Below are 19,070 nucleotides of genomic sequence, written 5' to 3' on the forward strand. Positions count from 1 at the left end.
AGACAGTGGACCTCGCCTGGTACGCCCTGCTCGGCCTCTTCTTCGCCAGTTACCTGGTGCTCGCCGGCTACGACTACGGCGTCGGGCTGCTGCTCGCCCGCGGCGTCGGTCCGGCCGGGCGGCGGGAGGCGCTCACCGCGCTCGGCCCGTTCTTCCTCGGCAACGAGGTCTGGCTGGTGGCCGCCGTGGGCATTCTCTTCGGCGCGTTCCCCCTCCTGGAGGGCGAGTTGCTCGCGGGCTGCTATCCGGCCGTCGCCGGTGCCCTGGTCGGCGTCATCCTGGTCACCGTCGGGGTGCAACTGCGCAGCCGACCCGACGACGAGCGGGTCCGCGCCCGCTGGGACCGCGTCGTGGTGGTCGGCAGCGCACTCGCCGCGCTGGGCTGGGGTGTGCTGCTCGCGGCGCTGCTGCAGGGCGTACCCCTCCAGGCCGACGGGCACGTCGCCGGGGTGACACACCTGGCCACCCCGTTCGCGGCCGCCGCCGGGCTGGCCGTGGTCACACTGGTCGCGGTGCACGGGGCGACCTTCCTCACAGTGCGACTGTCGGCCGAGGCCGCCGCCGTGGTCGGCCGTACGGCCCGCCGGCTGGTGCCGGTGGCGCTCACCGCGGTCGCCCTGGCCACCGTCGTGGGCCTGCTCTCCGCCCGGGTACGCGACGCCGTGCAGCGGCCGGCGGTGGCCGTACTCCTGCCGGTGCTGCTCGTGGCGGCGCTGCTGGCGGCCCGCGCGGCGCTGGCCCGGCGGCGGCCAGGGTGGGCTCTGGTCGCCACCGGTGCGGCCCTGGCGCTGCCGGTGCTGCTGGTCGGAGCCGCTCTCTGGCCCTACGTGCTGGTGTCCACGACCGACCCGGACGCCTCGCTGCGGGTGGCCGACGCCGCCGCCAGCGCGCCGACACTGCGGCTGCTGGGCTGGGTGGCGCTGCCGCTACTTCCGGCCCTACTAGGCTTCCAGGCGATGTGCTGGTGGGTTTTCCGAGGACGGACCGACGGTAGGGCACCGGTGTACTGGTGAGCCGCCGTCCGTTCGACCCGCGTCTGCTGCGCCGGGTCCCTGCGGCCCGGGGCGATCTTGCCGTGCTCGCGCTCCTGGGGGTGCTGGCCGCCGGGTTGATCGTGGCGCAGGCCACCGCGCTCGCGTCGCTGCTGGCCACCGCGATCGACGGTCGGCTGGATCGACCGGCGCTGGCCGGCTTTGTGGTCGCGGTCGCCGCCCGCTCGGCACTGGTCTGGGCGCAGGGCACGGTCTCGGCGCGGGTCGCCGCCACGGTCAAGGCCACGCTGCGGGCCGACCTGCTCGGCGCTGTGGGCCGGCACGGGCCCGGGTGGGTGGCCGGGCAGCGGGCCGGTGAGATCGCCACCCTGGCCGGGCGTGGGTTGGACGCGCTGGACGCGTACTTCACCGGGTATCTGCCGCAGCTGGTGCTCAGCGTGACGGTGCCCCTGGCGGTGCTGGCGCGGGTCGTCTTCGCCGACTGGAGTTCGGCGGTGATCATCGCGCTGACCCTGCCGCTCATCCCGGTCTTCGGAGCGCTGCTCGGCTGGCAGGCGCAGGCCGCCACCGAGCGACAGTGGCGGCGGCTCGCGCTGCTCGGCGGGCACTTCCTCGACATGGTCGCCGGGTTGCCCACGCTGCGCGCCTTCGGGCGGGCCCGGGCGCAGACCGACGTGGTACGCCGGATGGCCGACGGTCACCGCGTCGCCACCATGAAGACGCTGCGGATCGCGTTCCTCTCCGCGCTGGTCCTCGAACTGGTCGCCACCCTCTCGGTGGCGCTGGTCGCGGTGCCGGTCGGAATCCGGTTGCTCGGCGGCGGGCTGGCCCTGCAGACCGCGCTGCTGGTGCTGCTGCTGACCCCGGAGGCGTACCTGCCGCTGCGGACCGCCGGCAGCCGCTTCCACGCCAGCATGGAAGGGCTGGCCGCGCTGGACGAGGCGTTGACAGTCTCCGCCGCACCCACCGCGCCCCGGGCCGCCGAGGGCGCCTCCGTCCCCGACGCACGGGCCGAGATCCGGTTCGAGGGGGTGACAGTGGCGTACGAGCGGACCACGGCGCTGCGCGACGTGACACTGACCATCCGGCCCGGTGAGCGGATCGCCATCATCGGGCCCAGTGGCGCCGGCAAGAGCACGCTGCTCGGCCTGCTGCTGGGTTTCGTGGTGCCGACCAGCGGCCGGATCACGGTGGACGGGGTCGACCTCGCCACCGCCGACCCGGACGCCTGGCGCCGGCAGCTCGCCTGGGTGCCGCAGCGGGCACACCTCTTCGCCGCCTCGCTGGCCGACAACATCCGCCTCGGCGCGCCCGACACCCCGGCCGACGTACTCACCGCCGCGGTGCACGACGCCGCACTGGACGACGTGGTGGCCGGCCTGCCCGACGGCCTGGACACCCTGCTCGGTGAACGCGGTCACGGGCTGTCCAGTGGGCAGCGGCAGCGGGTGGCACTGGCCCGGGCGTTCCTGCGCGCCGCCCCGGTGGTGCTGCTCGACGAACCCACCGCCCGACTCGACACGGCGGCCGAGGCGGTGGTGCTCGACGCCACCCGTCGCCTGGTCGCCGGGCGGACGGCGCTGCTTGTCGCGCACCGGCCGGCGTTGCTGGCCGACGCCGACCGGATCCTGCGCATCGAGGACGGTCGGGTCACCGAGTTGACGCCCGAACCGACCGGGAAGGCCGCCCGATGACCGGAGAACACGGGCCGGCGGTGATGGCCGACGCGGCACCGGCGGGGCGGGCCGCCGCCGAGCGGGCCGTGCTGCGACTGGCCCGGCCGTACCTGGGCCGCCTGGTGGGAGCCGGGCTGCTGGCGGCCGCCACCGAGTTCGCCGGCCTGGCCCTGATGGCCACCGCCACCTGGCTGCTGATGAGCGCCGCCGGTCAGCCTCCACTGGACCGCCTCACCGTGGCGATCGTCGCGGTCCGGGCGTTGGCGATCAGCCGGGGCGTGTTCCGCTACACCGAACGGCTCGCCGGACACGACGCGGTGCTCCGCATGATCACCGACGTCCGGGCCCGGGTCTTTGCCACCCTGGCGGCCCGCCGTGGCACGGCGCACCGCTCGGGGGACGTGCTGAGTCGACTGGTCTCCGACGTGGAGGCCGTCCAGGACCTGTTGCTGCGGGTGCTGGTGCCCGCCTCGGCGGCGGCAGTGGTCGGTGTGCTGGCGGTCGCCGTGGCGGCGCTGATCTCACCACCCGCCGCCGGCGCGCTCGCCCTCGGGCTGCTTGTCGCCGGGGTGGCGCTGCCCGCGTTGGCCACCGCGGTCACCCGCCGCAGCGCGGCCGAGGTGGCCCCCCTGCGGGGCGCGCTGGCCACCGACGCGATCGACCTCACCCACGGCGCGGCCGACCTGGCCGCGTTCGGGGCGACCGACGTCACGCTGCGCGCCGCCGAGCAACGCGCCGACCGGCTGGCCCGGCTGGAACGTCGGCTGGCCGCCACCGGGTTCGCGGTGGACGCGGCCGGCGTGCTGGCCGCCGGCCTGACCGCCGCAGCGGTGGTGCTGGTCGCGCTCGCCGCCGACGTGTCGGGGGTGCTGGTGGGCGTCCTGGCCGTCGGCACACTGGCCGCCGTCGAGGTGACGCTGGCGTTGGTGGCGGCGGCCCGGCAGTGGACGCAGCTGCGCCCCGGCCTGACCCGGGTGGCCGACCTGCTCGACGCCGACCCGCCGCCCGCGCCACCGGCGACCGGTCCAACGGACCTGACCGGCCCGCACGAGCTGCGCTTCGACGACGTGACGGTGCGGTACCGGGCCGGTGCGGCGCCCGCCCTGGACCGGGTCAGCCTGGACCTGCCGGCGGGACGCCGGATCGCTGTCGTCGGCCCGAGCGGCGCCGGCAAGAGCACACTGGCCGCCGTGCTGACCGGCACCGTCCGGCCCGCGTCCGGCCGGGTCACCCTGGACGGTCACGACCTCTCTGCGTACGCCGAGGAGACGCTGCCGCGCGCGGTCGGTGGGCTGCTGGCCGAGGCGTACGTCTTCCATGCCACGGTGCGGGAGAACCTGCTGCTCGGGCGGGCCGGGGCGGGCGAGGAGGAGCTGACCGCGGCCACCGCCGCCGCCGGCCTGCTGGACTGGGTCCGCGCTCAGCCGGCGGGCTGGGACACGCTGGTCGGCGAGGAGGGCGGGCAGCTCTCCGGCGGGCAGCGGCAGCGGCTGGCGCTGGCCCGGGCCCTGCTCGCCGCGCCGCCGGTACTGGTGCTCGACGAGCCCACCGAAGGTCTGGACCCGACCGCCGCGGACGCGGTGCTCGCGTCCGCCCTCGCCGCCACCCCCGCCGGGCACTCGGTGCTGCTGATCAGCCACCGGCTCAGCGGGCTGGCCGAGCTGGACGAGGTCGTGGTCCTGGACGGCGGCCGGGTGATCCAGCGCGGTCGGCACGCCGAGTTGGTCGCGGCCCCGGGCTGGTACCGGGACCAGTGGCTGCTCCAGGCCGCGGCCGAACGGGGTTACCTGGCCCTCGCCCCCTGAGCCGACTCGGGGGCGGACCAGGGTTCTCCCGGACGTCGACCGGCGAAAGTCCGTGGCAGTGTGGTGCCATGGGGCGCGGTGAGGACGTGATGGTCGACGAGCACCTGCGGGAGCTGGCCGCTCGACTGCAGGGGCCGGCGCGACTCAAGTCCGACCTGCTGACCGAGGCCCGGCACGGGTTGCTCGACGCCGTCGAGGCGTACCGCGAGAGCGGGGTGCCACCCACCGAGGCGCAACGCCGGGCGGTGGTGGAGTTCGGCTCACCGGCGCAGGTGCTCCCCTCCTGGCAGGCGGAGCTGGCGGTGGGCGCCCTGCGCGGCCTATCCCTGCGGATGCTGGCGATCGCCGGGGTGGGGGTGGTCGCCGGTGATCTGACCTGGCGGGGGTCGAGCTGGAGCGGCGGCCCACGTCCCCCGGCCGGCTACCTGCTGCTCTCCAACTCGGTCGACTGGATCTGGATGAGCGCGCTGGTGCTCTCGGTGGCCGGTCTGCTGGTGGTCTGGGCGACCGCGCGGGCGCCCCGGCCCGGCCTGGCCCTGGCCCAACGCGCGGTGGGCACCGGTCTGACCGGTGTGCTGGCGCTCGGCATAGTGACCGGCAGCGCCCTCTTCACCTGGTCGCTCAACCTCTGGGACGCGGCGGCGCACTGGCCCCCGATGATCATCGGTGCCGTGTTGGTGGGCGGCGCCTACTTCTCGCTGACCCGCGCGGCGCGCGGCTGGCTGCTGGCCACCGCCCGCTGATCGGCGGCGGATCCGAGCGGGTCAGGCCGGGTTGGGCGGGCTGCCGGGATCGAGGAACCGGCCGACGGTCAGTTGGAACTCACGCCAGCCGGCCCGCTCCCCGGCCAGCGCCCGCCGGCCGGAGTCGGTGAGCTCGTACGTCCGCCGTTCCCGGCCGCTGACAGTGCTCCAGGTGCTCGCCACGTGACCGGCGCGTTCCAGGCGACGGAGTGCCGGATAGATGGTGCCGGTGGGTAGATCCAGACTGCCGTCACTGCGGGCGCGCAGCGCCTCGATGATCGCGTAGCCGTGCAGCGCGCCCTGTTCGAGCACGGCGAGCAGCAGAGCGTCGAGATGGCCGTGCAGTTCCTGGGCCTTCATACGTAGCTACGCTACTTGTCGAACCGCCGCTTCGCCAGCGGTGACGACCAGCAGGTCGGACCAGTGCGCCAACCGGCCACCGGGGTGCGGGCATCGGTCACCCAGGGCTGCCGACTAGGGTATGTGCCCAGAGTCACTCGCCGGTCAGAGACCCCGGTGGGTGGGCAACCCGAAGCACACGGAGGTCAGCGTGGCCCGCCAGTCGCCCCAACGGCCCGACGCCGACGAGCCCGAGCTCGACGACACCACCGGCGCGGCCGAGCCAGACGAGACCGAGACCGACCGCCCGTCGGCGTCGATCGACCGCTCACTCTGGGACGAGCTGCGCATCGACCCAGTGGAGATCGCCCTGCCCGCCGGCACCGGCTTCACGCTCCGGGCGTACCGACCGGCCAGTTCGCTGACTCCGACCGACGTGACCGAGCGCGACCAGGACGACCCGTTCCTCGCCCGCCGCCAGGCGATCGAGGAGGAGGAGGACGACGAGACCGTCGTCATCCTCGACGAGGAGTTGGCCCAGGAGTTCGCCGACGAGGACGACGAGTCGAAGCGCCGCCGGGACGGCGCCGCCACCGACACCGAGACCGACGACGAGTCGGACGAGGCCGTCACGGACGAGGCGGACGACGAGGAGGTGCCGGTCTTCCTCAGCAACCGAGGCAAGCTGCTGCTGTTCAAGACCCCCGAGTCGCTTGTCAGTTTCATCCGATCCGGTGCGCCAAACGATCTGTCCCAACTGGACAGCTGGAATGAATTGTCCGAACGGGTGGAGCCGGCAGACATCGCTCCGCTCGACGAGGACACCTACGAGCTCGACCTGGTCGTGGAGAACCTGCGCGGCGGGCACGACACGTGGGATTCGACCCTGCTGATCGAGGCGGGTGAGGCCGCGCGTGACCTCTCGTACGCATTGCGGCTGCCTGCGGTACTCGACATGCTCTCCGCCGGCTCCAGCCTCGACGACCTGGACGAGGCTCTGCGTGGCACCGCCAACGGTGGGATCGGCGCGTTCATGGCGCGGCGACGGCTGAAGAAGATCGGGGCGCAGACCGCAAGTTTGGGTTGGCGCACCATTGTCGGCAAGATCTCTGCGGTGGTGGACTGGCGCGACTGACCCGTACCGGGGAGCATCAGTTGCTGGCAGAGGAAAGACCTGTCCCGGGAGGAGGACGACGCCGTGGCGCTCGTGCGCGTTTACTGCGGTCTGGCCTCGGCGGATCCGGCTGACCGACCGGCCTCCGCCGGTTCGACGCTGACGTCCGCTGTGGTCGACGACGCAGGCCGTCTGCTGCATGTCTGCGAGATCAGCGATGACGCCGCTGGCTACGCCCAGCTCGTCGCGCTGCTCGTGGAGCGGTCGGGCGGGCCGAGCGGTGCGGCCATCGCCGCCGACAGCGACGACCACACGGTCACCTCGCTGCTGAGCGCCGCGGGGCGACCCCTGGCCATCGCTGACGACGACTCGGTGGACGACTTCGCCGAGCGATTCGCCGATGACGACTCCCTTGAGGAGATGCAGTCGCCTCCGGCCGAACGACGGGCGGTCGGCCTCGCCCGCGCGTTGCAGGCGGGGGCGCTCTCCGCTGTCACCCTGCCGGCACCTCGGGACCTCGCCGGTTACAAGCAGGTGCTCTCCGCGCACGCCGCGCTGGCCAGTGGTCGACACTCCGCCGCCGTGGCGCTGCGCGAGGTTCTGCGTGAGCTCTACCCGGCGGCCCTGCGCGCATACCCGGACCCGGCCGAGCCGGTCTCTCTGGCCGTGCTGGACGCGCTGCCCGAGCCGGGCATGCTCGGCGGCACCGTGGCCCGGGGCCGCGAGGTCTCGGTCGCGGCGGATGCCATCGCCGCGCACCTCGCCGCGGACGGGGTCGCCGATGCCGAGGAGATCAACGAGGCGGTCACCGCGCTGCGGGTCGCCATCTCCGAGACACCCCGACGTGCCGCTGTCAACCGGGCGCTCACGTCCGCGGTGGCCGAGACGGTCCGCCAGGCCGTCGCCTCCGTACGGGCCTGCGACGCCGGTTGTGAGGCGCTGGTCAGCGCGCTCAGCTCACGGGTCACCACTCCTGTCCAGGCACCCGGCCGCCGGGCCGCGGCCCGCCGTGGCGAGTCCGTCGGCGAGTTGACCGGCCTGGCCGGCGCCAACGCCGGGTTGACCGGTCTGGCCGGCACCAACGCCGGGTTGCGGTCGGTTCGACCCACTCCGCCGGCCGCCGACCCGGCACCCGCTGTCGGGCGGCGCAGCCGCCCCGAGCCGGTCCCCGGTAACGCGCCGTTGGCGTCGCCCCGCCCGCTCGGGCCACCGCCGGTCGCCCCCGCGCCGGTCACGCCGCCGCCGGTAGCACCCGCGCCGATGACTCCGGCGGCGATGGCTGGTCCGCCTGCGTCCACGCTGCCCAGTCGCAGCGAGCCGCTCCCCAGCCGGATCGACGGCCCGACCAACCGGCCCGTCTCCTCGCCGCCGCCTCCGCCGCCCGGGATCACCCCGATCGCGCCGGCGCAGCGCGGCATGGTGCCGCCGGCCGAGGCCGGTGAGCCGTTCCGGCCGACGCTGACCACTGCCGCGATCAACAACGCGCGGGCCGAGCGGCAGCGGACCGTCATTCCGCCCCGCCCCAAGACCAACGGCGAGCCCCGGCCGAGCCACCAGCAACGCCCGGTCGACGAGCCACCCACCGGCGGGTTCAGCGCCACCGATCTCAGCATTCCGGTGCCGACCCCCCGGCCGGGTCAGGAGACCGCACCGCCCGGCTCCCGTGCCAACTGGCCGCTGGTCAACAACCCGGAGGACCCGTCCGACAGCTCACCGAACAACCCGGTGGCCTACTCGTACGGCGGCAGCCGCGGTGTCGACGCCCCGACCGACCCGGGTCGGGCCGACGGTCGGGTCACCCCGCCGTGGTTGGCGGACGACCTGCCACCGGAGCCACCGATGCTGCGGCTGGTGGAGCCGCCGCCGCTGGCCGACCGGGCGCTGCGCGAGGGGCTCAACCCTCCCGCGGACCAGCACCTGGAGACGCCACCGCTGCGCCTGGTCGACCGCGAGCAGGCCGCTCGCAACGGTCGGGCGGCCGCCCGTACGGAGCGCGCCCCCGAGCACCGGCCGCCGCCCCCGGTCGAGCACCGGCCACCGCCGATGGAGCACCGGCCGCCGCCGGTCGCCGACGAGGGCGACGGCGATCTGCTGATCTTCGCGCAGGCCAAGTCGGCCTGGTTCGTGGGGCAGCCCGAGGAGTCCGACCTGGACTGGTCGACCACGGCCGACACCGGTTGGCAGGCCGCGGAGCAGGCCGCCCGCCCGGCGGTGGGCGCCGAAACCAACGCCGGGCTGCCGAAGCGCGTGCCGCAGGCCAACCTGGTGCCGGGTTCCCCGCTGCGCGAGGAGCGCCCATTGCGGATAGTGCGTGATGCGGCAAGTCTCGCGGAGAACACGACCGGCTACTTCCGTGGCTGGCGTCGCGGCCAGGAAATCGGCGGTTTCGCTGTGGGTGGTCGGCCCGGTCGCGAGGCGGCCGGCGGTTGGGACTTCAGCCGCGACCACGGTGACCGCGACGACGACCGGGAGTACGAGTACCGCTCGGCGGGCTACCAGTCCTGATCCGTCAGCACACGCGGGAGCGCCCCCAGCCGGCTGGCTGGGGGCGCTCCCGCGTCAGCAGGGCGGTTCCCCGGGTACGCAGAAGCCGCCTCGTGAGGACCGTGGGTGAGCTCGTGCCCCGGACAGGGGCGGACAGCTTCCAGGTCACCAGGAGGCGGCTTGGCGGCGCGCCGGCTCGTCCAGGCGACGAGCCAGCGCGGTGGGACTCACCGGGGCGGCTGGCAGCGCCCGGTGGCGGCCGGAGCCACCACCGGGGCGTGCAGCGCCGCGATCAGGCCGGGGCGACGGCGCGCGTACGGCGCATGGTGAGCACGTACTCGACCAGCGAGATCAGCACGTGCTTCGTCGACTCCCGGTTACGGGCGTCACAGGCCACCACCGGCACGTCGCTCGAGATCGCCAAGGCGTCCCGGACGTCCTGCGGGTCGTGGTACTGCATCCCGTCGAAGCAGTTGATCGCCACCAGGTACGGCAGGCGTCGGTGCTCGAAGAAGTCGATCGCCGCGAAGCAGTCGGCCAGCCGGCGAGTGTCCACCAGCACGACCGCACCGATCGCACCCCGCACCAGTTCGTCCCACATGAACCAGAAACGGGTCTGACCCGGCGTACCGAACAGGTACAGGATCAGGTCACGGTCGATCGAGATCCGGCCGAAGTCCATGGCCACCGTGGTCGTCGTCTTGCCCGGCACCTGCCGGGTGTCGTCGACGCCCACGCCAGCGGAGGTCATGATGGCCTCGGTGGTCAGCGGCGTGATCTCCGAGACCGAGCCGACCAGCGTCGTCTTACCGACGCCGAATCCACCGGCGATAACGATCTTCGCCGACGTCACGCGGCCGCTCGGGTTCGGCGGGCGGTGCGACATGTCAGAGCCTGCGAAGTCCACTCAGCACCCTCTCCAGCAGTTCAGTGCCCACCGCGTCGTCGGAGTCGTCCAAAATGGTCGGCTCGTGGACCGCGACCAGGCCGTCCGTCGCCATGTCGGCGATGAGCACCCGGGCCACACCGAGCGGGAGCTGCATCCGCGCCGCGATCTCCGCGAGCGATTGCACGCGACCGTCACACAGCGCGGCGATGTACTGGTGTTCGCGGCCACCACCGTTGCCATTGGCAGCGGTACGGCCGCGCACCGTCGTCTCGACGAGCGCCTCCAGCGCGATGTCGAGCCGGGGACGGGTGCGACCACGGGTCACGGCGTATGGACGGACCAACGCTCCGGTCGGTTCGTCACGATCGGCCATCTCGCCGCTCACCTCCTTCGCACCCGTTACCGGCTCCCACCGGTGAAACCCGTCGTTGTCGTTGTTGCAGTCGTGCCGACCTCACGATCGGCTAGACGTCAGCCCAGCATGCCCGCAGCCGCGCGCGGCTGCGGGGTCAGTGCGTCGCCCACCCGGTCGACCAGCAGCGCCATCTCGTAGCCAACCTGGCCCACGTCGGAGCTGCGAGCTGCCAGCACGGCGAAGGACGAGCCGTCCGAGATGGACATCAGGAACAGGAAGCCATTGTCCATCTCCACGACGGTCTGCAACACCGCGCCTCCCTCGAAGCAGCGTGCTGCCCCCTGGGTCAGGCTGACCAGACCCGACGAGATCGCGGCGAGCTGGTCTGCCCGGTCGCGCGGCAGATCCCGTGACGACGCGAGGAGTAGGCCGTCCGCCGATACGGCGACCGCATGCGCGACGCCGGGCACCCGGTCGGCGAAGTTGGCCAGCAGCCAACCAAGATCCTGCGTAGTTGTCATCCTTCTTGCTCCTTCTGCCCGCTCCCGGCCACCGGGCCTGAGCCAGACTGCGAGGATTGCCCTCCCGGAGTCGCCTCCGGGCTGGTCGGGTTGTCCGAGGTGCTACGCCCTCGCTGCACGCCCCGGTGGTAGGCGGAGAGCAGGCCACGAACCGCCTCCGGGGAGCGCCGCTGGACCGAGGTGGTGGGCTTCTCTACCGCACCGGGTACCAGCTGCGCCATCGGCTTGCGCTTCGGCAGACCGGTCGTGGTGGTCTCGCTCACCGGCGCCGCGCCGGCCGCCGCGGAGGCAGCACGCCAGCCGTCGTCGGCAGCGGTCTGCCAGCCGTTGCTCTGCGGTTGGGGCCGGCGGTTCGGCAGGCTCTCGGCGAGGCTGGGGCGGGTGCCCTCGTTCGCTGTGGAGCCGTTGTCCCGCGGCGCTCCTCCGACCGTCGGAGTGTCTGCCATCGGTGTGTTACCTGTCGTCCCGGGTGGTGTCTTGTGGACTGCCCGACCGGTGGCCTCGACCGTGGCGAACTGCTGGGTCGCGGAGTCGCCGTTCGTCGCTGGCTGGGCGCCGGCCGCGGTCTCCTCGGAGCCCGGGCGACGGGTACGGAACCAGGCCGACTCGAGCTCCCGGAAGATCGGCAGCTCCATCGTCTCATCCGCGTACCGCTGACGGTTCTGCGCCTGCGGCTGCTGCGGCGTTGGCCGAGTCTGCGGCGTTGGCCGAGTCTGCGGAGCCGGGGTCGGCGCAGGAGCCGGAGGCTGGGCTGCGGCCGGCTGCTCGCCCGGTCGCGGCACCCGCGGCAACTCCGTCGTCATGTCCAGCGCGGCGGCGAGCCGCTCGGGCACCGGCGGGGTGGCCGTGTCCCGGTCGCTACCCGGCACTGGCGGCCAGGCCGGCGGCGCCGGGGCATTGGGTGCCTGCGCGGGCGGGGCGGATCGGGGCGCGAAGCCGCTGAACGACTGGCTGGACGCCGGCGGCGCCGAGTACGGCTGGTTCGAGTACGGCTGCCCGGACGCCGGCGAGGCCGAGACCGGCGCCGCGGACACCGGCGGACCGGCGTACGGCTGCCCGGAGGCCGGAGCGGCGGACACCGGCGCGCCGCCGTACGGCGCACCCGAGTAGGGCTGCCCGGAGTACGGCTGGCCGGATGCCGGCGAGGCGGAGACCGGCGCACCGGAGTAGGGCTGCGCGGAGACCGGCGGCGCCGAGTACGGGTGCGCCTCGGGGCTGCTCGGCAGCTGACGCGGAATGGCCGGCTGCTGGCCGGTGGTCGGGGTCTCGTCCCCGGCCCGGCGCTGCGGCAGCGGGTCGGTGCCCTGGCCGTTGGCCGACCGGGGGGTGAACCCGTCACCGCCGTTCGTCCCGGCCGCGCCGGTCAGGTCGGACCAGGCCGGCATCGACCGGTACGCGCCACCGTTGGCCGGGGCGCCGGCACCGTTGCGCGTGGCGGGGTCGAACGGGCGACCGCCCAGGGTGACCTGGTTTCCGGACTCGCTCGGGCGAGGGCCGTTGCCCAGCGCGGGCAGCGCGCCGAACACCGGTGCGGGCCCACCGGACTGCGGACCACCGAACTGGGGAGCGCCGGCCGCCGGCAGCGCCGGAGGCTGCTGCACCCGACCGGAGAGCGCCCGGGGCACCAACACCGAGGTGGGCAGGGTCACGTCGGCGACCGTGCCGCGATCGTTGCCGGGGCGGAGTTCGACCCGGACACCGTGCCGGGACGCCAGTCGGGCGACCACGACGAGGCCCATCATCCGGGACACGGCCACGTCGACCTGCGGCGGCGTCGCGAGCCGCTCGTTGAGGTCGTGCAGCTGCTCGGCGCTGATGCCGATACCGCGGTCCTCGACGTACAGCGAGGCGCGGTCGCCGACACGCCGGGCCTCGACCATGACCTGCGAGTCGGGCGGGGAGAACGCGGTGGCGTTGTCGAACAGTTCCGCAACGAGGTGCACCAGGTCGTTGACCGCGTGCGCGGCGACCTCGATGTCGCGGTCGATGACACCGAAATCGATCCGGGTGTAGTGCTCGACCTCGGACTGCGCGGCGCGCAGCACGTCGATGAGGGCGGCCGGCTCACGCTGCACGCGGGTGGAGTCGGCACCGGCGAGCACCAGCAGGTTCTCGTCGTTACGGCGCATCCGGGTGGCCAGGTGGTCGAGCTGGAACAGCTCGGCCAGCCGGTCCGGGTCCTCCTCGCCGCGCTCCAGCCGGTCGAGGTGCCCGATGAGGCGGTCGACCAGGATCTGGGAACGACGGGCCAGGTTGACGAACATGGTCGCGACGGAGGCACGCAGTGCCGCCTGCTCGGCGGCCGTGCGGACGGCTTCCAGGTGGACGGCGTTGAACGCCTCGGTCACCTGGCCGAACTCGTCCTTGCTGCGCACCGGCAGTGGTTCGGCGATCTGGTTGGCCAGCTGCACCGGGGAGAGCTGCCCGACGACCTGCGGGTCGCGCAGACGGGCCACCGCCTGTGGCAGGCCGTACTGGGCCACGGAGAGCGCGCCCTGCCGCAGCTCACGGAGTGAGCGGGCCATCGAGCGGGCCACCAGGTAGGCGAAGAGGATGGCCAGCAGCAGCATGCTGAGCAGTAGGCCGGTCTCCAGGAAGACCTGGCGCTGGACGTCCGAGCGGAGGGTGTCGGCCTGGTTGACCACTTCACTGTCGAGCTTCCGCTCGACGGTGCGGATCAGCTTGGCGTTGGCCGTCATGGCGGCTTCCCACTGGTCCGGGCCGAACGGCGCACCGCGCATGTCGCCGGTGGTGTTGCCGTCGATCCAGCCGGTGTAGTTCTGTGCCTGCCGGCGGTCGCCGCCCGCGACCGTCTGGTCGTGGAACTTCGCGTCGTCCGGGGTGGCGACGGCCTTGAAGCTCTGCAGGGCCTGCTGCTGGCCGGTGTCACTGGCGACGTAGTCCCTGCGCAGTGCCGGGGTCAGGCGCTGTCGGCCCTGAACGCCCAGTGCGCGGTGCACGACGACCCGGCGTACGGCCAGGAACTCCTTCTCCCGGGCGACCGCCGCGGCGGCGCGCATCCGGTCGCTCAGTTGGTTGTCACCGGCGAGCTGCGTGGACGAGTCGCGGATGGCGAGCAGGTCACTGATCAGACCCTCGTACGCCTGCACGGTCTCGGTGAGCGCGAGCTTTCCGTTGAACACCTGGCTGCGGACGCCCGCCAGGTCCTGCAGGTTCTGGTCGATGCTGTCGAGCAGACCCTCGAGGCTGCTCGGCAGGTCCTCGATCTCGGCCCGCTGCTGCCGGTAGGGGGCCGCGTCCTGGTCCACCCGGGAGTTCACCCGGTTGTAGGCCTCCTGGTACTGCGCCGTCGGCTGCGTCCCGTTCGCGCCCAGCAGCAGCACGGCGGCGGTCCGCTCGTCCTGCAGGCTGTCGACCAGGTCACCCGAATAGCTCGACAGATTCGCCAGGTCGCCAGCTCGGTTGGCATTGTTGAGCGTCTCCACGTGGTCGATAAGACCACTGGTGCCCACCACGACCGTGGCGATGGTCGGCACGATCATGATGAGACCGAGCTTGGACCAGATCGGCATGTCCCGGAGCCGGCTGGCCGGCCGGCGCAGCCGCGACAGGAAGGAGCCCGCCGTCTTTGGCCGTTTGCTCACGTCACCGCCCTCGCGATTACAGCTTGAACGCGTTGCCCCGGGCAACGCCCAGCGACCGACCCGGCGGGTCGGACCCCCGAGATTCCATCACGCCGGTCGACAAGAAGAAAGCCCAGGTTGTCCCGGACCGAAGGTGTGATGAGATGTTGATGCGATTTGATAGCAGTCTGTCTGGCCGGAGTAACTGAAGGTAATGGAACATCCGCACCGTGTTGTCCTACTAGCCGGCCCATCGGGGTCCGGAAAGTCGTACATAGCGCAGCAAACCGGCTTGCCGGTGCTGTGCTTGGACGACTTCTACAAAGACGGCGATGACCCTACGTTGCCGAGACGAAACGGCCAGGTGGATTGGGAATCGCCGCACTCCTGGGACGCCCCCAGTGCGGTGGAAATCATTGCCCAACTTGCCCGCGAGGGCCGAGCCGATGTGCCGGTTTATGCGATCGGTGCCGATCGACGGGTAGCCACCCGGCCATTTGATGTCGCCGGATCGCCACTTTTCGTGGCCGAAGGGATCTTCGCCGCCGAGATCGTCGAGGAGTGCCGTCGCCGTGGCCTGCTCGCCGGGGCGTACGCGCTGCGCCGCCCGCGCGGGGCCACCTTCCTGCGCCGACTCGCCCGCGACCTGTCCGAGCAGCGCAAGGCGCCTCGGGTGCTGATTCGGCGCGGGGTGACGCTGCTACGGGCCGAGCCCGCGGTGCTGCGTCGGCAGATGGGCCTCGGCGCGGAGGCGGCCCGGGCCCGGGAGGTGCTGCGCCGGGTGGCCGGGCTGCTCGCCGGCCACCCACATGGTTGAGCTCAGGCCATCAACTTCGCGTACGCCGGCTTGATCACGTCGTCGATGATCCGCAGCCGCTCGTCGAACGGGATGAAGGCGCTCTTCATCGCGTTGATGGTGAACCACTGCAACTCTTTCCAGCCGTAGCCGAACGTCTCCACCAGCAGCGACATCTCCCGCGACATCGAGGTGCCGCTCATCAACCGGTTGTCGGTGTTGACGGTGGCCCGGAAACGCAGGTCGCGCAGCAGGCCGATCGGGTGGTCCGCGATCGAGGCCACCGCGCCGGTCTGCACGTTCGACGAGGGGCACAGCTCCAGGGGGATTCGCTTGTCCCGGACGTACGCGGCCAGCCGGCCGAGTGAGCCGTCGGGCGCGATGTCGTCGACGATCCGCACCCCGTGGCCGAGCCGGTCCGCCCCGCACCACTGGATCGCCTGCCAGATCGACGGCAGACCGAACGCCTCGCCGGCGTGGATGGTGAAGTGGAAGTTCTCCCGTTGCAGGTACTCGAAGGCGTCCAGGTGCCGGGTGGGCGGGAAGCCCGCCTCGGCGCCGGCGATGTCGAAGCCGACCACCCCGGCGTCCCGGTGCCGCACGGCCAGCTCGGCGATCTCCTGGGAACGGGCGGCGTGCCGCATGGCGGTGAGCAGGGTGCCCACCCGGATGGTCAGGCCCGCCTCGACCGCCTGGGCGGTGCCCTCGGCGAACCCGGCCAGCACCGCCTCGACCACCTCGTCCAGGCTGAGGTCCCGTTCCAGGTGCTGCTCCGGGGCGAACCGCACCTCGGCGTAGACCACGCCGTCGGCGGCCAGGTCGAGGGCGCACTCGCGGGCCACCCGACGCAGCGCGGGCGCGGTCTGCATGACCGCCACTGTGTGCGCGAACGTCTCGAGGTAGCGCTCCAGCGAACCGGAGTCCGCCGCGTCCGCGAACCAGCGTCCGAGCGCCTCCGGATCCGTGGTGGGCAGTTCGTGGCCCACCTCGGCAGCCAGGTCGACGATCGTCGCCGGCCTCAGCCCGCCGTCGAGGTGGTCGTGCAGCAGCGCCTTCGGGACCTTGACGATGTCCTCGTACCGGATAGTTGCGACCATGCTCAGACCCTAGTCAGCGGCCTGGCCGGACCGGTACGGGACCGGCCGGGGCGTCACGGCCGCCAGCCGTACACCCGGTGCACGTCGAGCCGGATCACGAGCCGCCCGTCGGCGACCATGGCGGCCCGGTAGTCCGCCCAGTCCGGGTGGTCGCCGCGAATCCGGCGGTAGACCTCGACCAGTTCGTCGACCGTCTCGTCGGTGGTGGCCACTGCCGGTTCGCTGAGCGTCACGGTCCCGTCCGCGACCGCGTACGCGCCGCCGTCCGGCGTGGTCACGTGGAAGCTGGCCCGGGGGTCGCGGCGCAGGTTGCGCACCTTTGCCCGGTCCCCGGTGGTGGAGCAGCGGATCAACCCCGGCTCGGCCAGGTAGTCGAGGTTGGACAGCTGGGGCCGCCCGTCCCGGCGCAGGGTGACCAGCACTCCGCGCCCGCGCTGGCCGAACAGCTCCCACAGTCGGTCGCCCGCGGCGGCGGTCGGCGCGCTCCGCCGCTGGAGAGGATTGGTTGACATGTCATCGAATCTAAGACCAAGTCGATGACATGTCAACGACAGCGTTAGACTCGACGGATGGACGTACCCCGGTGGCTGGACGAACGGGAGGACCGCGCCTGGCGCGGCTACCGCCGGATGCGTCGACTGCTCGACCTGGAGCTGGCCCGGGAGCTGACCCAGGACGCCGGCCTCTCCGAGGCCGACTACGACGTGCTGTCCGACCTCTCCGAGACACCGCAGGGGCGGCTGCGCCTGCGGGAGCTGGCAGACCGCATGCTCTGGTCGCGCAGCCGGCTCTCCCACCACCTGACCCGGATGCAGCAGCGCGGCCTGGTGACCCGAGAGGAGTGCGCCGACGACGCCCGGGGCTCGGTCGTCGTCCTCACCCCCGCCGGTCGGCGGGCCATCGAGTCCGCCGCCCCCGGTCACGTGGCCGCCGTCCGCCGGCACCTGATCGACCTGCTGACCCCCGCGGAGGTCGACGCCCTCGGCGCGCTCACCCACCGGGTGGTCGACCACCTCGGCGGGCGGGCGCCCCAGCCACGCCACGATGCGGAGCTCTGACGTGGACCCCCGTATCCTCGACCGGCTGCGCTGCCCGGTCTGCGGCGAGCCGCTGGCCGAGGCCACCGCCGGCACCTCCAACGCGCTGCGCTGCCCGCGCCGGCACAGCTTCGACATCGCCAGGCAGGGGTACGTCAACCTGCTCGCCGGGCGCGCCCCACACGCCGGCGACAGCGCCGAGATGGTCGCCGCCCGGGCGGACTTCCTCACCGCCGGGCACTACGACCTCATCTCGGCCGCCCTCTCCGATGCCGCGACAGAAGCCGCCGGTCGGCCCCGCGCGACGCCCGACCTCGAGGCGTACCCCCTGGTGGTGGATGCCGGCGCCGGCACCGGCCGGTACCTCGGCGCGGTGCTGGCGGCGCTGCCGGACGCCGTGGGTCTGGCCCTGGACGTGTCCAAGCCGGCGCTGCGCCGTGCGGCCCGCGCGCATCCCCGGGCCGCCGCCGCGCTCGCCGACACCTGGCAGCGACTGCCGCTCGCGGACGCCTCGACCGCCGTGCTGCTGAACGTCTTCGCCCCGCGCAACGGCCCGGAGTTCCACCGGGTGCTCGACCCGGCCGGCGTGTTGCTGGTGGTCACGCCCGACACCGACCATCTCGCCGAGCTGGTGGACGTCCTGGACCTGCTGCGGGTGGACCCGGACAAGGCCGACCGGGTGGCCGCCAGCCTGGGCGGGCACTTCACGCCGGTCAGCTCGGCCGTGCACCGGGCCGAGCTGGCGCTGACCCGGCCGGAGGTCGCCACCCTGGTGGGGATGGGCCCCAGCGCCTGGCACACCGACCCGGCCGCGCTCGCCACCCGGCTGGCCGCGCTGCCCGAACCGGCCCGGGTCACAGTGGCGGTCCGGCTCGACGTCCTGCGACCTCGCTGACCTCAGGTGGAGAGGTCGACCTCTTCCCAACCGGGCGGCTCGTCGTGGTACGGCCCGCGCAGAATGACCGCCCACTCCAGCGCCCACCGCCGCTGCCCGATCGCGTTCGCGTCGACCAGGCCGGGCGCCCGCCGGCCGCCGCGCTCGGTCTCCAGGTACGCCCAGTCCAGGCAGTAGTGCAGGTCGAGCAGGGCGGCCGCGTCGGCCGGGTGCTGCGGCGCGGTGAGGATCCGGGAGCGCCAGTGCGGGAAGGTCTCCCCCTCGGCGATGTGCGGCAGCCGCTCGACCAGCCGCTCGTCGACGGCCAACGTCGGGTCGAGCTGTTTGCTCAGCCCGAGTACCCAGGCCAGCGCGAAGAGAGCGTCGTGGTGCAGCACGAACGACCGGTGGTCGCCCTTGCCGCCCATCACGAACTGCCACTCCGGCGGGGTGACCATGTCGACCAGGTGCGAGCCGAGCAGCCAGCTCATCGCCGCCTGTGGGGGCATCCCGAAACAGCGGGCCAGGATCAGGTGCAGCACCGCGATCCGCGCCTCGATCTCCGCGGTCGGGCGCAGGTCGATGTGGTCACCCGGCTCCCACACGAGGGGAAACTGGGCCGGCGGCAACGGCAGGCCGAGCCGGGACAGCTCGTCCAGGCTCGCCTCGCGCACCTCACGTGGGTCGGGGGCAGCAACGGTCACGGCGGATCTTCCTGTCTGCTCGCGCCGGCTCAAGGCCGGTTGTCCCCCCTTGGCCTGCGA

General features: G+C 73.1%; 17 protein-coding genes. 9 read left to right on the forward strand and 8 right to left on the reverse strand.

Features of this window, described 5'->3' with window-relative positions; all coding sequences use genetic code 11:
* Window positions 1-5 precede the first annotated feature (5 nt).
* The 4 genes from ABZ794_RS08925 to ABZ794_RS08940 all read left to right on the forward strand — a co-directional run bounded on the left by ABZ794_RS08925 (window position 6) and on the right by ABZ794_RS08940 (window position 5,216).
* Window positions 6-1,013 carry a cytochrome d ubiquinol oxidase subunit II gene (locus ABZ794_RS08925; protein WP_357514928.1) on the forward strand — a complete coding sequence of 336 codons (1,008 nt, stop codon included), beginning with the start codon at window positions 6-8 and terminating at the stop codon, window positions 1,011-1,013.
* Entirely contained in the window at window positions 1,010-2,686 is a 1,677-nt protein-coding gene (cydD, locus tag ABZ794_RS08930; protein WP_357514929.1) for a thiol reductant ABC exporter subunit CydD, read from the forward strand. The genes ABZ794_RS08925 and cydD overlap by 4 nt, the downstream gene beginning before the upstream one ends.
* Window positions 2,687-2,709: 23 nt before the next feature.
* A complete protein-coding gene (gene cydC, locus ABZ794_RS08935; RefSeq protein ID WP_357514970.1) occupies window positions 2,710-4,473 on the forward strand; it encodes a thiol reductant ABC exporter subunit CydC in 1,764 nt (587 codons plus the stop codon).
* A gap of 68 nt (window positions 4,474-4,541) precedes the next feature.
* Window positions 4,542-5,216 (forward strand): permease prefix domain 1-containing protein, encoded by a 675-nt coding sequence (locus ABZ794_RS08940; RefSeq protein ID WP_238690987.1) that lies wholly within the window; start codon window positions 4,542-4,544, stop codon window positions 5,214-5,216.
* A 21-nt stretch (window positions 5,217-5,237) separates the two neighbouring features.
* Here ABZ794_RS08940 and ABZ794_RS08945 read toward each other — a convergent pair whose 3' ends face one another.
* Window positions 5,238-5,576 (reverse strand): helix-turn-helix transcriptional regulator, encoded by a 339-nt coding sequence (locus tag ABZ794_RS08945; RefSeq protein WP_210784748.1) that lies wholly within the window; start codon window positions 5,574-5,576, stop codon window positions 5,238-5,240.
* 160 nt (window positions 5,577-5,736) lie between these two features.
* On the opposite strand from ABZ794_RS08945, the gene ABZ794_RS08950 reads away from it, so the two are divergent.
* Together ABZ794_RS08950 and ABZ794_RS08955 are read left to right on the forward strand one after the other, a co-directional pair.
* Complete coding sequence (locus tag ABZ794_RS08950) at window positions 5,737-6,690, forward strand: DNA primase (RefSeq protein ID WP_210784749.1); 954 nt, start codon at window positions 5,737-5,739, stop codon at window positions 6,688-6,690.
* 39 nt (window positions 6,691-6,729) lie between these two features.
* The gene (locus ABZ794_RS08955; protein WP_238691317.1) at window positions 6,730-9,174 is read left to right on the forward strand and encodes a transposase; all 2,445 of its coding nucleotides are present in this window, start codon (window positions 6,730-6,732) and stop codon (window positions 9,172-9,174) included.
* A 271-nt stretch (window positions 9,175-9,445) separates the two neighbouring features.
* Here the strand turns inward: ABZ794_RS08955 and ABZ794_RS08960 are convergent, their stop codons facing one another.
* The 4 genes from ABZ794_RS08960 to ABZ794_RS08975 all read right to left on the reverse strand — a co-directional run bounded on the left by ABZ794_RS08960 (window position 9,446) and on the right by ABZ794_RS08975 (window position 14,523).
* A complete protein-coding gene (locus ABZ794_RS08960; protein ID WP_007455465.1) occupies window positions 9,446-10,039 on the reverse strand; it encodes an ATP/GTP-binding protein in 594 nt (197 codons plus the stop codon).
* 1 nt (window position 10,040) lies between these two features.
* Window positions 10,041-10,415, reverse strand: a complete 375-nt coding sequence (locus ABZ794_RS08965) for a DUF742 domain-containing protein (protein ID WP_124820399.1) — start codon at window positions 10,413-10,415, stop codon at window positions 10,041-10,043.
* A 98-nt stretch (window positions 10,416-10,513) separates the two neighbouring features.
* Entirely contained in the window at window positions 10,514-10,918 is a 405-nt protein-coding gene (locus ABZ794_RS08970; RefSeq protein ID WP_030329023.1) for a roadblock/LC7 domain-containing protein, read from the reverse strand.
* A complete protein-coding gene (locus tag ABZ794_RS08975; protein ID WP_210784750.1) occupies window positions 10,915-14,523 on the reverse strand; it encodes a nitrate- and nitrite sensing domain-containing protein in 3,609 nt (1,202 codons plus the stop codon). The genes ABZ794_RS08970 and ABZ794_RS08975 overlap by 4 nt, the downstream gene beginning before the upstream one ends.
* A 502-nt stretch (window positions 14,524-15,025) precedes the next feature.
* Here ABZ794_RS08975 and ABZ794_RS08980 point away from each other — a divergent pair.
* Window positions 15,026-15,319, forward strand: coding sequence for a hypothetical protein (locus ABZ794_RS08980; RefSeq protein ID WP_238690831.1), 294 nt, complete (start codon window positions 15,026-15,028; stop codon window positions 15,317-15,319).
* Between the two features lie 2 nt (window positions 15,320-15,321).
* Here ABZ794_RS08980 and ABZ794_RS08985 read toward each other — a convergent pair whose 3' ends face one another.
* Window positions 15,322-16,395, reverse strand: coding sequence for an adenosine deaminase (locus tag ABZ794_RS08985; protein ID WP_357514932.1), 1,074 nt, complete (start codon window positions 16,393-16,395; stop codon window positions 15,322-15,324).
* A gap of 53 nt (window positions 16,396-16,448) precedes the next feature.
* Window positions 16,449-16,907, reverse strand: coding sequence for a PPOX class F420-dependent oxidoreductase (locus tag ABZ794_RS08990; RefSeq protein WP_210784752.1), 459 nt, complete (start codon window positions 16,905-16,907; stop codon window positions 16,449-16,451).
* Window positions 16,908-16,964: 57 nt separating this feature from the next.
* On the opposite strand from ABZ794_RS08990, the gene ABZ794_RS08995 reads away from it, so the two are divergent.
* Together ABZ794_RS08995 and ABZ794_RS09000 are read left to right on the forward strand one after the other, a co-directional pair.
* Window positions 16,965-17,453 carry a MarR family transcriptional regulator gene (locus ABZ794_RS08995; RefSeq protein WP_210784753.1) on the forward strand — a complete coding sequence of 163 codons (489 nt, stop codon included), beginning with the start codon at window positions 16,965-16,967 and terminating at the stop codon, window positions 17,451-17,453.
* A 1-nt stretch (window position 17,454) separates the two neighbouring features.
* A complete protein-coding gene (locus ABZ794_RS09000) occupies window positions 17,455-18,327 on the forward strand; it encodes a putative RNA methyltransferase (protein ID WP_357514935.1) in 873 nt (290 codons plus the stop codon).
* A 2-nt stretch (window positions 18,328-18,329) separates the two neighbouring features.
* Here the strand turns inward: ABZ794_RS09000 and ABZ794_RS09005 are convergent, their stop codons facing one another.
* A complete protein-coding gene (locus ABZ794_RS09005) occupies window positions 18,330-19,010 on the reverse strand; it encodes a DUF4272 domain-containing protein (protein WP_210784754.1) in 681 nt (226 codons plus the stop codon).
* Between the last annotated feature and the right edge of the window lie 60 nt (window positions 19,011-19,070).

The sequence above is a fragment of the Micromonospora sp. NPDC047187 genome (assembly GCF_040643355.1).
Taxonomy (GTDB): Bacteria; Actinomycetota; Actinomycetes; order Mycobacteriales; family Micromonosporaceae; genus Micromonospora; species Micromonospora salmantinae.

What these genes read in the sequence shown, in the direction of transcription:
- ABZ794_RS08945 (WP_210784748.1), bottom strand. Translation starts at nt 5,576, where the DNA reads ATGAAGGCCCAGGAACTGCACGGCCATCTCGACGCTCTGCTGCTCGCC.
- ABZ794_RS08995 (WP_210784753.1), top strand. Translation starts at nt 16,965, where the DNA reads ATGGACGTACCCCGGTGGCTGGACGAACGGGAGGACCGCGCCTGGCGC.
- ABZ794_RS08960 (WP_007455465.1), bottom strand. Translation starts at nt 10,039, where the DNA reads ATGTCGCACCGCCCGCCGAACCCGAGCGGCCGCGTGACGTCGGCGAAG.
- cydC (WP_357514970.1), top strand. Translation starts at nt 2,710, where the DNA reads ATGGCCGACGCGGCACCGGCGGGGCGGGCCGCCGCCGAGCGGGCCGTG.
- ABZ794_RS08985 (WP_357514932.1), bottom strand. Translation starts at nt 16,395, where the DNA reads ATGGTCGCAACTATCCGGTACGAGGACATCGTCAAGGTCCCGAAGGCG.
- ABZ794_RS08965 (WP_124820399.1), bottom strand. Translation starts at nt 10,415, where the DNA reads ATGGCCGATCGTGACGAACCGACCGGAGCGTTGGTCCGTCCATACGCC.
- ABZ794_RS08970 (WP_030329023.1), bottom strand. Translation starts at nt 10,918, where the DNA reads ATGACAACTACGCAGGATCTTGGTTGGCTGCTGGCCAACTTCGCCGAC.
- ABZ794_RS08940 (WP_238690987.1), top strand. Translation starts at nt 4,542, where the DNA reads ATGGGGCGCGGTGAGGACGTGATGGTCGACGAGCACCTGCGGGAGCTG.
- ABZ794_RS08990 (WP_210784752.1), bottom strand. Translation starts at nt 16,907, where the DNA reads ATGTCAACCAATCCTCTCCAGCGGCGGAGCGCGCCGACCGCCGCCGCG.